At 68.0% G+C, this 14935-nt stretch carries 11 protein-coding genes and 2 tRNA genes; 5 read left to right on the top strand and 8 right to left on the bottom strand.

What is annotated here, in order from left to right; genetic code table 11:
• Positions 1–21: 21 nt before the first annotated feature.
• The 7 genes from ACHMXB_RS20955 to ACHMXB_RS20925 all read right to left on the bottom strand — a co-directional run bounded on the left by ACHMXB_RS20955 (position 22) and on the right by ACHMXB_RS20925 (position 8557).
• Positions 22–591, bottom strand: coding sequence for a GNAT family N-acetyltransferase (locus ACHMXB_RS20955; protein ID WP_395401583.1), 570 nt, complete (start codon positions 589–591; stop codon positions 22–24).
• Entirely contained in the window at positions 491–712 is a 222-nt protein-coding gene (locus tag ACHMXB_RS20950; RefSeq protein WP_395401581.1) for a YbdD/YjiX family protein, read from the bottom strand. The genes ACHMXB_RS20955 and ACHMXB_RS20950 overlap by 101 nt, the downstream gene beginning before the upstream one ends.
• Positions 712–3012, bottom strand: coding sequence for a carbon starvation CstA family protein (locus ACHMXB_RS20945; RefSeq protein ID WP_395401579.1), 2301 nt, complete (start codon positions 3010–3012; stop codon positions 712–714). The genes ACHMXB_RS20950 and ACHMXB_RS20945 overlap by 1 nt, the downstream gene beginning before the upstream one ends.
• A 219-nt stretch (positions 3013–3231) precedes the next feature.
• Complete coding sequence (locus tag ACHMXB_RS20940; RefSeq protein WP_395401577.1) at positions 3232–6087, bottom strand: FtsX-like permease family protein; 2856 nt, start codon at positions 6085–6087, stop codon at positions 3232–3234.
• Between the two features lies 1 nt (position 6088).
• On the bottom strand, positions 6089–6823 hold the full coding sequence (locus ACHMXB_RS20935) for an ABC transporter ATP-binding protein (protein WP_395401575.1): 735 nt from the start codon (positions 6821–6823) through the stop codon (positions 6089–6091).
• A complete protein-coding gene (locus ACHMXB_RS20930; RefSeq protein ID WP_395401574.1) occupies positions 6820–7434 on the bottom strand; it encodes a PadR family transcriptional regulator in 615 nt (204 codons plus the stop codon). The genes ACHMXB_RS20935 and ACHMXB_RS20930 overlap by 4 nt, the downstream gene beginning before the upstream one ends.
• 139 nt (positions 7435–7573) lie before the next feature.
• A complete protein-coding gene (locus tag ACHMXB_RS20925) occupies positions 7574–8557 on the bottom strand; it encodes an NAD(P)H-quinone oxidoreductase (protein WP_395401573.1) in 984 nt (327 codons plus the stop codon).
• A 113-nt stretch (positions 8558–8670) separates the two neighbouring features.
• Here ACHMXB_RS20925 and ACHMXB_RS20920 point away from each other — a divergent pair.
• The 3 genes from ACHMXB_RS20920 to ACHMXB_RS20910 all read left to right on the top strand — a co-directional run bounded on the left by ACHMXB_RS20920 (position 8671) and on the right by ACHMXB_RS20910 (position 10132).
• Positions 8671–8758, top strand: a tRNA-Ser gene (locus ACHMXB_RS20920).
• Between the two features lie 305 nt (positions 8759–9063).
• Complete coding sequence (locus ACHMXB_RS20915; RefSeq protein ID WP_284691168.1) at positions 9064–9195, top strand: hypothetical protein; 132 nt, start codon at positions 9064–9066, stop codon at positions 9193–9195.
• Between the two features lie 115 nt (positions 9196–9310).
• Positions 9311–10132, top strand: coding sequence for a VOC family protein (locus tag ACHMXB_RS20910; protein WP_395401571.1), 822 nt, complete (start codon positions 9311–9313; stop codon positions 10130–10132).
• A gap of 144 nt (positions 10133–10276) precedes the next feature.
• Here the strand turns inward: ACHMXB_RS20910 and ACHMXB_RS20905 are convergent, their stop codons facing one another.
• Complete coding sequence (locus ACHMXB_RS20905) at positions 10277–12304, bottom strand: FAD/NAD(P)-binding protein (RefSeq protein ID WP_395401569.1); 2028 nt, start codon at positions 12302–12304, stop codon at positions 10277–10279.
• A 61-nt stretch (positions 12305–12365) separates the two neighbouring features.
• On the opposite strand from ACHMXB_RS20905, the gene ACHMXB_RS20900 reads away from it, so the two are divergent.
• Together ACHMXB_RS20900 and ACHMXB_RS20895 are read left to right on the top strand one after the other, a co-directional pair.
• Entirely contained in the window at positions 12366–14621 is a 2256-nt protein-coding gene (locus ACHMXB_RS20900) for a prolyl oligopeptidase family protein (protein ID WP_395401567.1), read from the top strand.
• A gap of 145 nt (positions 14622–14766) precedes the next feature.
• A tRNA-Ser gene (locus tag ACHMXB_RS20895) sits at positions 14767–14854 on the top strand.
• Positions 14855–14935 lie beyond the last annotated feature (81 nt).

The following is a 14935-nucleotide window of genomic DNA, read 5'->3' as shown; positions in this document are numbered from 1 at the left end:
GGCCCGGAACACGGAGTCCAGTCAATGAAGCTCCTTGACCAGGATTTCGCCTTCGTCCGTAGCGAAACCGCATTTGCGGTAGAAACCGACGGCGTACGTGTTGGCCGGAACCCACACTTCCGCCACTCCATTGCGCCTCATCCAGCCCTCCATCTCTGCAATCAGCGCGCGCCCGATGCCCCGGCGGCGCCACTCTGCATGGGTTCCCATCTCCATCACCAGCAGCTCCGCCCAAGGCCCGGGCGTCCGCCGCCGCTGGATGCAGCAGTGCAGAAATCCCACAATCTGTCCCCCGGCCTCCGCCAGCCAGAAGCGAACCGATGGGTCAGCGAGAAAGTGCCGGGCGCCGTCGGGGGTTATTTCCCCCGACGGCCCGGTGTCCGGATCCTCGTCAAAGAGAGGTTGTCCGTAGCGGCCAGCGCGACGAGCGCGCCGGCATCCGCCGGCCCGATCCTGCGGACGGCGAATCCGGCCGGCGGAACTGGCATGGTCAGCAGCACCTGCCCTGCGGGTTGCTGTCCTGGCGGTCAGTCCGGTCCCGCCAGAACGCCCGTTCGTCCAGGGGCGCCGTGCCGTGGCCCGCCGCCGCATGGTGCTCCAGGTACTTCCGGTACGCGTCGGCGCCCATGACACCCTGCACGTACCGTGCGAAGCCACGGAAGGCCCCCGCCACCGGATGAAGCAGGCCAGCCGGTCCCGGTGCAGCACTCATCAGTGGCGCCCCGCCCGCTCAACACGCATTTCAGCGGGCAGTTTGTTCCATTCCGCCATGAGCTCGCGTTCGGCGGGGGTGGGGATCAGCCCGGCGGGCGCGTAGACGCGCGAAGGATGTGGCCGGTCCTCGTTGTTGACGTTGGGGACGCCGGCCGCGGTGTTGCGGAAGGCCTTCACCGTGGCAAGCACCGCGGTGACGATGACGATGATGCTCAGGACCACGAAGATCACGGACAGCCAGCCTTGGATCATGGTGTTGCGGACCACCGCCTCCATGGCCGCCGTGGTCTTGGCCGTGCCGAACGAGGTCTTCCCGTCCGCCAGCGCCTTGCTGAAGGCGGCGTTGTTGGCGAAGTACCCCACGGCCGGGACGGAGGAGAAGATCTTGTGGATGCTTGCCGTGATGGTGACGGCGGCGGTGAAGGCCAGCGGCACGGCAACGATCCACAGGTACCTGAAAGAGCCGCGCTTCGCCGCGATGGCCATACACACCGCCAGGGCTATCGCGGCCAGCAGCTGGTTGGCGATGCCGAACAGCGGGAACAGGGTGTTGATGCCGCCCAGCGGGTCGGTGACGCCCATCAGCAGCACGGCACCCCAGGCACCCACCATGATGGCCGTGCAGAGCCACGCGCCGGGACGCCAGGACGCCTCCTTGAACTTCGGGGCAAAGTTCCCGATCGAATCCTGCAGCATGAACCGCGCAACGCGCGTTCCAGCGTCGACCGCGGTGAGGATGAACAGGGCCTCGAACATGATGGCGAAGTGGTACCAGAAGGCCATCATGCCGGTGCCGCCGATGAACTGCTGCATGATGTGGGCCAGGCCCACGGCCAGCGTTGGCGCACCGCCGGAGCGCGAGACGATGCTTTCCTCGCCCACGTTCGACGCGGTTTGGGCCAGGACGTCAGGGGTGATGTTGGCGCCGGCCAGGCCGAGTCCGTTAACCCACTGCGCCGCCGTCTCGACGGTTCCACCGGTCAGCGCCGCGGGGGCGTTCATGGCGAAGTAGATCCCGCGGTCGATCGAAATGGCCGCGACCAGCGCCATGATGGCGACGAAGGACTCCATGAGCATCCCGCCGTAGCCGATGAACCGGGTCTGGCGTTCCTTTTCGATGAGCTTGGGCGTGGTGCCGGAGGAAATCAGGGCATGGAAGCCGGACAGCGCGCCGCACGCGATGGTGACGAACAGGAAGGGGAACAGTGCGCCGGAGAAGACCGGTCCGTTCTCGCGGCCGGCAAACTCGCTGAAGGCGGGAACCGTGATTTCGGGGCGCACCACGATGATGGCCACGGCGAGCATCGCGATAACGCCGATCTTCATGAAGGTCGAGAGGTAGTCCCGGGGTGCGAGCAGGAGCCACACCGGCAGGATGGCAGCTATGAAGCCGTAGACGATGAGGCCCCACGCGATGGTGACCTTGTCCAGGTGGAAGAACGCCGCGCCCCACTCGGTGCCGGCCACGGCGCCGCCGCCGATGATGGCTGCCATGAGCAGCACGAAGCCGATGATGGAAACCTCCATGACCTTGCCCGGACGCAGGTACCTCAGGTACACGCCCATGAAGAGCGCGATCGGGATGGTCATGCCCACCGAGAAGACGCCCCACGGGCTCTCCCCCAGGGCATTGACGACCACGAGAGCCAGGATCGCGACGATGATCACCATGATCAGCAGCGTGGCCACGAGGGCCGCGGTGCCGCCGATGACGCCGAGCTCCTCCCGCGCCATCTGGCCGAGTGAACGGCCGCCGCGGCGCATGGAGAAGAACATGACCAGGTAGTCCTGGACGGCGCCTGCAAGGACGACGCCGAGAATGATCCAGATAGTGCCCGGCAGGTACCCCATCTGGGCCGCGATGACGGGCCCCACGAGCGGGCCGGCTCCGGCGATGGCGGCGAAGTGGTGCCCGAAGAGGACGTTGCGGTCCGTGCGGACGTAGTCCTTGCCGTCAGCCTTGTACTCTGCCGGCGTGGCGCGGCGGTCGTCAGGCTTGAGCAGATAGCGCTCTATGACCTTCGAGTAGAAGCGGTAGCCGATCAGGTAGGTGCACACCGAGGCGAACACGAACCAGATGGCGTTGACCGTTTCGCCCCTGACGATGGCCAGCATGAACCAGGCCACGCCGCCCAGGAGCGCGATGGCTACCCACGTGGCGATCTTCGCAGGGGTCCATCTGCGCTCCTCGGCGTCGCGGACCGCGTCATCCACCGACGTCGGCGGCAGTGGCCCGTTGGGCGCGGGGTTGAGTTCCCCGTCCGCCGTTCGGGTCCCGTCCTCAGGCATGGTGCCCATGTCTCCTCCTTGAGATTCCCAGTTGGCACGGAGTGTGCCACCGGCACCCTACCAACGGGTAGGGCCGCAACCGCGGCCATTTGCGGAGTGCTGCCGGAGGAATCGCCGAGCGGACGCTGCGCCGCGATGAACGGACGCTGCGCTGCGGTGAGCGGACGGCGCTGGCCTGCACCGCCGTCGTCCGCTCCAGGGGTCCAGTGCGGCTGCCAGGAGCGGTTGTCAGGTGCCGGCGCTTCGCCGGGACACGGGCAGGCGGGCACGAGCGAAGACCCAGGCCAGTGCGCTGCCGGTCAGCGGCACGGCAACGAGCAGGGCCAGCAAGGGCATCCACGGGACCACGGACTCTGCATACATCCGGGTGGCCCCGATGAGCAGGACTGCGGGCACCACCCCGGCGGCCACTCCCAGGGAGGTTCCGAGCGAAGCGGTCATGAGCGACTGCGCGCCTGCCAGGGCCTTCCGCAGCCGCGGCGGCGCCCCGACGCCAGCCAGGGTCATGTGGTCCGCCCGGGCATCGGCGAGCGCCAGGCCCGTGGTGATTCCGGCCGCGCTGAGCGTGATGAGGGCACTGGTGCCGACGATCAGCCACAGCAGTTCGGACCCGGTACGGTCCGCGCCCGGCTCAACGTAGAAACCCATGGCCTGGATTCGGTAGACGTGCGCCAGGGCAGCTGACGCCCTGTCCTGCTCGGCAGCTTCCGGATAGGCGGACAGCTGGGCGAGCAGTACGGAGTTGTCGAAGTGGATCCCCAGCCTGGACGCGGTGCCCGGAGGGATGACGCCGTAGTACGGGACCGGCACGTCCGGGGCGTCCACGACGGCGGGCAGAGCCGTGTTGCTCAGGGGCTTGTAATCAACCGCTGAACCGGGGCCGGAAAGGGATTGGCGCACGTCGTACGACTGAAGGGTGGTCACCCCGTCCTTTTCGAAGACCGGGTTGCTGACCACCATCCCGCCGCTGTTCAGTGCCGCCTCCGCGGCAGGGCTGGGTTCCCGGCCCAGCAGGGACCGCAGCTCGCCGACGCCGCCAACCACCAGCTGCGGAAGCTGGCTGGCGACGCCGGCAGGAAACATCGATCCGTTGCACCGCCAGTCCTGCCCGTCCAGGACTCGGCCCTGCGGCGTGGCAGGGCATTCCTGGCCCGCCGGAACGGCCAGCTTGTATTGCCGGCAGTCCACACCGTCCTTTGTGGTGGTGGGAAGGGATCCGTCCGCCGGCACCCGCATGTCGCACTTGCTCGTCACCGGCCCTTGCAGGACCTGCGTCCACTGCACGGTGCCGAGCTCCCGCCGCAGCGCCGCGGTCACCGCAGCCGGGTCGATGGCCTGGCCGGGGCCCAGTCCTGCGGTTTGGGCAAGCGCGGTTTCCAGCGGCAGCGAGACCTGGTTTTCCTGCGCGGCCCACATGTGGGTGCGCTTCGCCTCTTCCATCTGGCTGGCGGAGAGGACCATCGCGGCGCTGGCCAGCGTCGCGGCGGCGAGGACTGCGGCCACGGCGGGCACCGTGCGGCTCCGGTTCCTGGCAGAGTCACGGGCGGCCATCCGCAACGGGAGCGGCATCCAGGCCGTGTGTGCCGTCAGGACTTTCACGAATGTCCCGGTAAGCAGAACGAGGGCTGCCACGCCCAGGACCGCGCCGCCGGTGAGCAAGGCCGCAACCAGGGGGATCCGTGCGGCGCGGGCATCCAGGTCGCCGCTCAGCCCCAGCATGTGCCCTGTCGCGAGGCAGGTGATGGCCAGAACCAACAGTCCACCGCCCGCCCGCGCCGGCCAAGGCCCCGAAACGGCCGGTGCGCGGCCGGACTTCAATGCGCCGAGCACCGCCTGCCTTGCAACCTGCCGGGCAGGAACCACCGCAGCCAGGAAACATGCGAGCAGGCCCATGGCCATGGCCGCCGCAGTGGGCAGAATGTCCAGGTGGAACCCTGGAAACCGGACGGAGCCCAGATGCCTGGCTATGCCCACCACAGCGGCGGCCCCGCCGGCCCCCAGCACGGCACCGGCCACCACGGCGATAGTTCCAAGCCACAGCCCGGCGGCGGTCACCACCGCACGGACGGTGGGTGCTTCCGCTCCGCTTGCGGCAAGCAGGGCGAGTTCGCGGACTTGGCGCTTGGCGCCCACCGCAAACGCTGCCCCGGCCAGGAGCCCCACTTCGAGCAGGGCAAGTGCCGCGATCAGCACAGCGGCAACGTAGCCGGCGGCGGGTATGGTCCCGGGGCCCCCGGCAGCGCCCGACGGGACCGGCGGGTCAAGTGCCACGGCACGGGAAAGCACGGCGATGCCGAACCTGTTCAGGTCACGGATCCTCTCCCACGTCACGGGTTCTGAACCGACGAGGTAATACATCGTTTCGCCGAGTGGGTTCCCTTCGGCGGCCGGGCCGTCCATTGCCGCCTGGCCCGGTTTAAGGAACAGGATGGGGTTGCCGTCCGAGTAGCTGGCATCCCGGAGGGTGCCGACGACGGCGAAGGTGCCATCCGCCGTCGTCAGCCTGTCCCCGAGTCGGATCCCGAAGCGCTCCAGCGCTCCGGGCGAGACAAGGATTTCATCACGGGCGGCGGCGGGCCGCCCCTCCAGAAGGGTGTACTTCCCGGTGAAGGCGGGATTCAGGGCGTCGACGGCCTTGGCCATCACGGGGACGTCGGACGCGCCGCCCTGCGACGCCTCAGCCCTGACCGTGAGCGTCAGCTGCGTTTCAGTAAGGACCTCATGGCCGGCGGGGATGGCGTTCCGCGGATTCCGCGGTTTGAAGTCGGGATCAACAGTGAAATTCCGCGTCATGGTTGCCGTCTCAAACACAGGATCCTGCACGGTCTCGGCGTTGGAGGCGGGCATGCTGCGGAACCGTGCCTGCGTGCTGCCCAGCTGGTACTGCACCCTTTCCGCCGGTGTTTCCTGCATGCTTTGCGCCAGGGCCGCGGCGCCGGTCATGCCGGCCACCGGCACCAGGATAAGCAGGATAATCAGCAGGGAGCGGCCGCGGTGCCTACTGATGTCCCGGCGTGCCATCCGGAGGGCAAGACGGAAACTGTGCCACCAGCCGCGGGGCACAGGAGCGAGGTCCAGGGCCATCTCAGCCGGCCGGTGCCAGGAGAACTGCGGGATCGTGCATGGCCGTTGCCTCGTCCACAATCCGGCCGTCGCGGATAAACACCACACGGTCCGCCCACGCGGCGTGGCGTGCCTCGTGAGTGACCAGCATGACGGCGGCGCCGGCGTCGGCCCGGGTGCGGAGCACCTCCATCACGCCGTGGCCGGTGGTGGAGTCAAGCGCTCCGGTGGGTTCATCGGCGAGGATCAGCCGGCGGTTTCCCACGATGGCACGCGCGATGGCCACGCGCTGCTGCTGGCCGCCGGACATTTCATCCATGAACCGGTGCGCCAGCTCCGGGATCCCCACCTGCCGCAGGGCGTCCGCCGCCTGCCGGTGCGCCTTCCTGGCCGGCACGCCGTCGAGCTCCAGCGGCAGGGAAACATTTTCCGCGGCTGACAACGTCGGGACCAGGTTGAAGTCCTGGAAGACATACCCCACCGCACGGCGGCGGAGCCGGGCCAGCGCGTTCAGTCCCAGCCCTGCCAGGGGCGTTGATTCCACAAAGACACCGCCCGACGTCGGCCGGTCAAGTCCGCCGGCCAGCGCCAGCAGGGATGATTTCCCGGAGCCGGACGGGCCCATCACCGCAACGAATTCCCCGGCATTGACGGTGAGGTCGACATCCCGCAGGGCGGCCACAGCCGTGGCCCCCTGCCCGAACGTCCTGCTGACTTTCGCGAGTTCAAGGACCTGCTGGGCCCCCTGCACGCTCACCGACGGTTCTCCGCCGTGAGCGGGGCAGCCTCTTCCACAGTGACCCCGTTGGACGGTTTACGTGCGTGGCTGCGCGCCCCGGCAGCCTGCGCAAGCTGCATCATGCGGGCCTCGCACAGATCCAGCCAGCGGATCTCAGCCTCGGTCTGGAAGATCAGCGAATCCAGCACCAGCAGCCAGGCCGTGTCCGCCGCCCGCTGGTTGGCCGCAGTATCCCGCCGCGACTTCGTATAGTCCTGCAGCGCACGCATGGATGCGGTGCGCTGGGCCTGGATGATGGCTGCGACGTCCACCCCGGGCAGGGTGACGGCCAGCGCCAGCTTGATGGCGAGCTCGTTCCGCGGCGGGTTGCTGCGTTCCACCGGTGTCGCAAACCAGCCCTGCACCTCCGCCCTGCCGGCTTCGGTGATGCTGTACACGACGTGGCCTTCGCCATCACCGCCGTCGTTGCTCACGAGGCCGTCACGTTCCAGGCGGTCGAGGGTGGTGTAGACCTGCCCGATGTTCAGCGGCCAGGTGGAGCCGGTGCGGTCTTCGAATTCGACCCTGAGCTGGTAGCCGTAACGCGGCTGGTCCTGTAAGAGGGCGAGGAGGCTGTGGCGGATGGACATCTGGCTCCTTGGCTGGAAGTCGGCGGTATGCACGCGCCCCCAAGACGCGTGCATACCGCGTATGTCCCGAGCCTAGCCTTTGTTCTTCTTCGTGGCAATACTGAGTATCTACCGCCACCGGGACGCCGGTGTGGTGGCGCTACATGACCAGCAGGACCTTGCCCACGTGCTCGCCGGAGTCGAAATATTTGTGTGCCGCCCTGGCCTGGTCCAGCGGGAAGGTCTTCGCCACCAGCGGATGGATCCGCCCGTCGGCGACGAGGGGCCACACGGACTCCCTGACCGCGGTCATGATGACGCCTTTCTCGGCTGTCGGGCGGGGCCGGAGCGCCGTGGCCACGACGGCCGCGCGCTTGCGCAACAGCTGCCCGAGGTCCAGTTCCCCCTTGGCGCCTCCCTGTAGCCCAATAACAACAAGCCGGCCATAGTCCGCCAGGGCGTCAACGTTTTTCTGCAGGTACTTGGCGCCCACGACGTCCAGGATGACATCGGCACCCTTGCCGCCGTTTTGGGCACGCAGGCTCTCGGCGAAGTCTTCCTCCGCATAGTTGATGGCGATGTCGGCGCCAAGGAAGGCCTTGGCGGTGCCGACTTTCTCGTCGGTGCCGGCGGTGGCTGCCACGGTGGCCCCCAATGCCTTGGCCAGCTGGATGGCCATGGTGCCGATGCCTCCCGTGGCGCCGTGGATCAGGACGGTCTCCCCCGGCTGCAGCTGCGCGGTCATGACCAGGTTTGAGTACACGGTTGCCGCCACCTCAGGCAGGGCGGCGGCGGTGACCAGGTCCACGCCGTCGGGAATCCTGAGGACCTGCTCTGAGGGCACCGCGACCTGCTGCGCATAGCCGCCGCCGGACAGCAGCGCCACCACCTTGTCCCCGACGGAGAACGGCTTGGTGACACCGGGGCCGAAACCCGCGATCCTGCCGGACACCTCCAGCCCGGGAATCTCCGAAGCACCCGGCGGGGGCGGGTAGTAGCCCCTCCGCTGCTGGACGTCGGCGCGGTTCAGGCCGGCCGCCACAACATCGATAAGGACCTCACCGTGGCCCGGCTGCGGAGCCGGCACCTCACGGATTTCCAGCACTTCCGGCCCGCCGGGCTCCGAGATAAAGACGGCTTTCATGGCGAACTCCCGATTTCTAGCTGATTCCTGCCCCAAAAATACTGTGCGGCGGCGACAACTGCCACGCGGCGGTTTTTGTTGCAGCCAACTGCCTATGAAACACTACTAGTTAGGGAAGGTTGTCCGAGCGGCCGAAGGAGCTGGTCTTGAAAACCAGTGTGCGGTAACCCCGTACCAAGAGTTCGAATCTCTTACCTTCCGCGCAGGGGCCGGCGCCGTGTGAAAAGCACCGCAATGACGGCCATTTTGAAGGCTGGCCGGGCCAATCGAAAGGTTGGTCTGGCCGGCCTTTTGCGTAGGCAAGTAGTGGCTCTCTCCACCAGCAAGTAGGGGTGCGGACGCGGGGCCGGAAAACAGGTAATCCGAGTACCTGCCCGGCAGAAATCGAGTACGCGCCACTGATGCGCGCCCTTACCGGAAGGCGTTCACTTGTATCAGCACCGCTCTATCCCGCGACCGCGGGAGGGAGATTCCGCATCCACCGTTGCATGTGGGGGGTCGAGGTCATGGGCAAGGCTGAAAAACAGAGCCTGCGCTACTCGGATTACTACTGGTGCATGTCGCTGAAGGACTTCACCGAGTGGATCGAGGCCGACGACGACCAGGAGCCGGGCACGTCGTACTCGGACCAGCGCTGAGCGCACCCCGTCTCACCCCCATTGAAACTGTCACACCCCCGGCATAGTGTCGGTTCTGTCCGTAGCACCTCCATGACCTGCGGGAACGTCCCGCAAACCACACCAGGAGCAGACCATGCCTACGCCCGAACCCACGCCCGGCGCCCCCTGTCGGGTTGACCTCATGACCACCGACGCCAACCAGGCTAAACAGTTCTATGGCGAACTGTTCGGCTGGGACTTCCAGACCGGAGACCAGGAAAAGTACGGCGGCTACATCACCGCCCAAAAGAACGGCAAGACCGTTGCCGGCATCATGCAGAAGCAGGAGGACCAGGCGGCCATGCCGGATATGTGGTCCACCTACCTGTGGTCAGACGACGCCGCCGCCACAGCCGCGGCGGTAGCCGCAAACGGTGGCCAGGTGTACATGGAGCCCATGGACGTGCCCGAGCAGGGCCACATGGCGTTCTTCGGGGATGCCTCCGGAGCCACGGTTGGCGTGTGGCAGCCGCGGGAGATGCGCGGTTATGAGCTTGTTGGCGAGCCTGGCGCCCCGGCCTGGCACGAGCTTCACACCAAGGACTACTCCGCCGCTGTGAAGTTCTATCAGGACGTGTTTGGCTGGGACACTGACGTCATGAGCGACACCCCGGAGTTCCGGTACACAACCCTGGGCGCCGGCCGGGAGGCGAAAGCCGGGATTTATGACGCGTCGGCCGACCTTCCCGCCGAAGTCCCCTCCAACTGGGTGGTCTATTTCGCGGTGGAGGACGCTGACGCTTCCATTGACAAGGCCGTCAGTTTGGGTGCGACGGTCCTTGACGGACCTGATGACACACCCCACGGCCGGCTGGCCACGCTGACGGACCCCACCGGGGCGAGGTTCAAGCTCGTGGCCGACACGGGCCAGGGCAACGCGGGCGACGCCGAAACCGGCGGACAGGGCGCCCTGTAGCCACGTTCGCCGAGTGGATGCCGGCTGGCAGCTTCGCAAAAAGCTGCCAGCCGGCACTTTTGTGTTCGCCCGAGGGGCGGCATACCGCCGGGAGCTGAGGACGCGTTGGGGATCAGGCGGCAGGAGGTGAGGACGCGTTGGGGATCAGGCGACAGGAGCTGATGACAAGTTGGGGGCCGGGGGCAGGCCGAGGATGGCGCGGGCGATCTCGTCCGCGTCGCGGAGCGTGCGCTGCCCGCTGGGGTACACCGGACCGGCGTGCTGAGCCGCCTCGGCGGCAATGGCCGTGCCCCACTGCGTGGCCGAGAGCTGCAGCCCCAGCACGTACATCCGGTCCGTGACCTCGCCGTTCGCCGCAACCGGCCGGTACGGGTGCGGGCGGACGTCGAGCCCGGAGGACTGCACCGGGGTGCCTTCCACGGTCATCATGGTCCGCGGCCGGACGAGCCCGTCAGTGAGGAGCTGCTCCAGCAGCGGGGACTCGTTGAGGGCCACCCGGTTGGCCGGTGCCAGCGCCTCCACCAGCGTGTGTGCTTCCGCGGCACCGCCCCGAACCCACGGGGAGGCGGCGGTGAAGGTGCGCTTCCCGCGGGCCACGCCGAACTTGGGATCCGGGCCCACGAAGCTGACAATTCCGGCGCGTGCCAGAGCCGCCAACTGCTCGGCGCGCAGCGCCGGAGGACCGCTGGCGAGGCCCTCCACCAGCGACTCAAACCAGCCCCGCAGCCCGGCGACCCATGACTCGTCGGTGATCCCGCCGTCGGCCACCACCGATTTCAGCACGGCGCGGCCGTGGTGCAGCGCGCCGATGGCCATCTTGACGGGGTCGTCCTCGCCGAGCGCTGAGCGGCGGGCATCGTCGTCGAGGTACTCGACGACGGCGGCATCCAGCTCGGCACGTGACGCAAAGCTCCGCCCGGACAGCGGGGCGGCGAGGCCGCGCAGGTCCAGCCTGCTGCCCGGATGGACATGGCGGCCGACGACGGCGTTGAAGTCCGCTTCCCACCGGCCGGTGCTGTGGGCATGCGGGTGCAGGGCCTCGTCCAGCTCCTTGAGGAACACGGCGTGGTCCTGCACGGCGTCCGGCTGCGAGCGCAGCAGCGTCGTGTAGTAGGCCCAGAGCGCGTCCCGGTGCAGCAGCGGCCAGAGGTCGTGGTCGAAGGCCGGAACAATTCCGGCGGCCGCGAACCTTTGCAGCGCTTTCCCGGTGAAATAGCGGAGCGTGACCGACGCCGGGTAGTAGCCTGCGAGAGTGGCCTTGGACCGGTACGGCGTTCCGCGCCTCGACGCGGCGAAGATGATCGGCTCCTGGCCCGAGGGCAGGTACTCGAGGGCGTCCCCCGCCTCCACGAACTTCCCGCCCCGGCCCTCCGTGAGCTGGCCCATCACGTCGAAGAAGTTCAGGCCCATCCCGCGGACCAGCACCGGTTCCTGGGCCGGAATCACGCTCCAGTCGACGTCGGCCGGGACGGCGGGCGGAAGGTAGCGCAGCCCGAATTGGGAGGCGGCAGCCTGCAGCTCCCGTTGTTCGGGGCTGAGCCGGGACGCGAGGTGGCCCAGTGCGAGGACGACGGAATCGACGGTGAGGGTCCCGCCGGCGTCAGGTTCGCGGCCGTCGGGTTCGCCGTCGTTCTGTCCGCCTCTGTCCAGTCCGCTCCTGTCGAGTTCGACCTCGAACCTTCCGTCCGGCTGCCGGCGCGCGGCGGTAGCCGTCGCCTGGTGCATCTCGATCGTGACGCCGTCGGGCAGCGCGGCGAGCAGCTCCTCGAGAGTGGACCGCAGGTAGCGGCCGTAGATGGCGCGGCTGGGGAAGTCGCCGGATCCCAGCACGGCGAGCTCCGCCCGCTCGTCATCGGTGAGCTCCGGCAGGGGGCTGCGCTGCTGGGCTGTGCGCCAGCGGTCGAACGTGGTGCCGGCCAAAGGCGCGGCCAGCCCCGTGTCCTCGGGAACCAGCGTGGGGTAGAACGACTGCGTGTTCATCAGGTAGAGGCGGGACTGGCCGGGCTGCCAGACATGCCCCGGGCCGGCCGGAAACGGATCAATGACGTCGATGTGCAGGCGGGCTCCGGCAGGGCGGGCGGCGGACCAGTTGGCGAGCAGCCGCTCCAGCACGCTGGTACCCCTCGGCCCGGCGCCAATCAGCGCCGTCCGGATGCTCTGCGAAATAACCACGCCTTCCAGAGTATCGGCATGTGACTTGCTAGCTGAGCGGGGATGTTGTTTGGATGGGCGCATGACCACCACTGCAGCTGATTCTGCCCCCGCGTCGGGCGCCGTCCCCACAGAGACAGCGCCCGCGCCCACTGACGAGAACATCTGGCTGGAGGATATCTACGGCGAGGAACAGCTGGCCTGGGTGCGCGAGCAGAATGCCCGCACCGAGGACCTGCTCGAGGACGCGGACTACGCCCGGCTCGAGGGCGAGATCCTCGAGGTGCTGGACTCGACGGACAAGATCGCCATGGTGAGTAAGCACGGCGAGTGGTACTACAACTTCTGGAAGGACCGGCAGAACCCCAAGGGCCTGTGGCGCCGGACCAGCTGGGACAGCTACTGCACCGACGCCCCGGAGTGGGACGTCTTGCTCGACGTCGATGCCCTGGCGGCCGCCGACGGTGTGGAATGGGTCTTCCATGGCGCAAACCTGCTCCGCCCGGAACCAGGGCAGCCGTACCGGCGCGCCCTGGTGGCGCTCTCCCCTGACGGCGGCGACGCCAACCGCTACCGCGAGTTCGACGTCGAGACCCGTGCCTTCGTTGATCCCGCTGCCGGCGGTTTTGATCTGCCGACGGCCAAGGGAAACGTCTCGTGGCTCGATGCGGACACGCTGCTGGTCGCCAGCACCGCAGCGGATCTGCCCCGCACGGCGTCCTCGTACGCCCGGACCGCCGTGCGGCTGCGCCGCGGCCAGACCCTGGCCGATGCGCCGCGCATCTTCGAGATCCCCGAGGACCACATGATGGCGATCGTGGCCCACGACTCCACGCCCGGCCTTGAGCGGACGTTCGCGGTGGACTGGATCGACTTCTTCAACCGCCGCACCTCCGTGCTGCAGGACGGAGACTGGGTGCCCGTGGACGTTCCCACCGACGTGAACACGGGCGTGCACCGGGAGTGGCTGCTGTTCAGGCCGCAGCGCGACTGGACGGTGAACGGCACCACCTACGCGGCGGGTTCCCTGCTCGCCGCTGATTTCCGCGCTTACCTGGCCGGCGAGCGCGAACTGACGGTCCTCTTCGCCCCGGACGCACACACGTCCCTGCAGTCCTGGAGTTGGACACGGAACTTCCTGCTGCTGAACCTGTTGAAGGACGTGTCCTCGGAAATCCGCGTGCTGGATCCTGCCGACTCGTGGCGGTCCTCGCTGCTCGACGCCTGCCCGCCGCTGCACGACGTCAATGCCTTCGCCGTGGATGACGAGGACGAGGCGGAAGGCGGGTGCGGGGACGACTTCTGGCTCGTGGCCACCGGCTTCACGACGCCCAGCACCCTGACCCGCGGCACCCTGACCCGCGGGACACTCACCACTGCCGCTGCCGACGGCGGGACTTCCGGCGGGTCTTCCAGCGAAACGTCAGTGGCAGGCGTGGTGAGCAGCCATGCGGAAGTGAAGGCGTCGCCGTCGTTCTTCAATGAAGCGGACTATGAGGTGCAGCAGCACTTCGCCGTCTCGGCGGACGGCACGAAGGTGCCGTACTTCCAGGTGGCCACACGCGGCCTGGTACTCGACGGGCAGAACCCGACGCAGCTCTCGGGCTACGGCGGCTTCGAGGTCTCGCGCACGCCGGCGTACAGCGGCACCATCGGCCGGGCGTGGCTGGAGCGGCGGACGGCCGCAGTTCCCGGCGACGGCCTTGCGGAGGGGCACAGCCGGGGTGGCGTGTACGTTGTGGCCAACATCCGCGGCGGCGGGGAATACGGCCCGTCCTGGCACCGTGCCGCACTGCAGGAAAACCGGCACCGCGCCTACGAGGACTTTGCGGCGGTGGCCAGGGACCTGGTCTCCCGGGGCGTCACCAGCCGAGAGCGTCTCGGCTGCGTCGGCGGCTCCAACGGCGGACTGCTCGTGGGCAACATGCTGACGCGGTATCCCGAACTGTTCGGCGCGGTGTCCTGCGGAGTCCCGCTGCTGGACATGCGCCGGTACACCAAACTGTCGGCGGGTCACTCGTGGATTGCCGAGTACGGCGACCCCGACCTGCCCGACCACTGGGAGTTCATCAGGACCTTCTCCCCGTACCACCAGCTGAAGGACGGCGTGGAGTATCCGGAAACCTTCATCTGGACCGCAACGTCCGACGACAGGGTGGGTCCCGTGCAGGCCAGGAAGATGGCTGCGCGCATGCTGGCCATGGGCATCCCCAACGTCTGGTTCCACGAAGCGCTGGAGGGCGGGCATGCCGGTGCCTCGGACAACCGGCAGGCCGCCGCGCTCCAGGGCCGCAGCCAGCACTTCCTGTGGAAGGCGCTGGCAGAAGGCACGGCCTGACCCCGGGACTTCGTTGCAACCGCCTCGGAGTTATTCGCGTCACCGGTTGGGGGTTTTCGCGTCGCCTCCTTTTGGCGGGCCGCCCCGGCCGTTTTGCACTGGATGGCCGGTTCTGCGTATCCTTGGTGGGCTAGGAATAGCAATTGGAGACGTGCCAGAGCGGCCGAATGGGCTTCACTGCTAATGAAGTGTGGGGCACAACTCCACCGGGGGTTCAAATCCCCCCGTCTCCGCGTTTGGCCCCGGTCCTCGGACCGGGGCCGTTTGCGTTCCCGGCCCCTTCCCTGCCGCGTGGCCGCCGGTCCCGCCGTTAG

Source organism: Arthrobacter sp. UC242_113, assembly GCF_044054585.1.
GTDB lineage: Bacteria > Actinomycetota > Actinomycetes > Actinomycetales > Micrococcaceae > Arthrobacter.
This window is presented reverse-complemented; position numbering and strand designations above follow the sequence as displayed.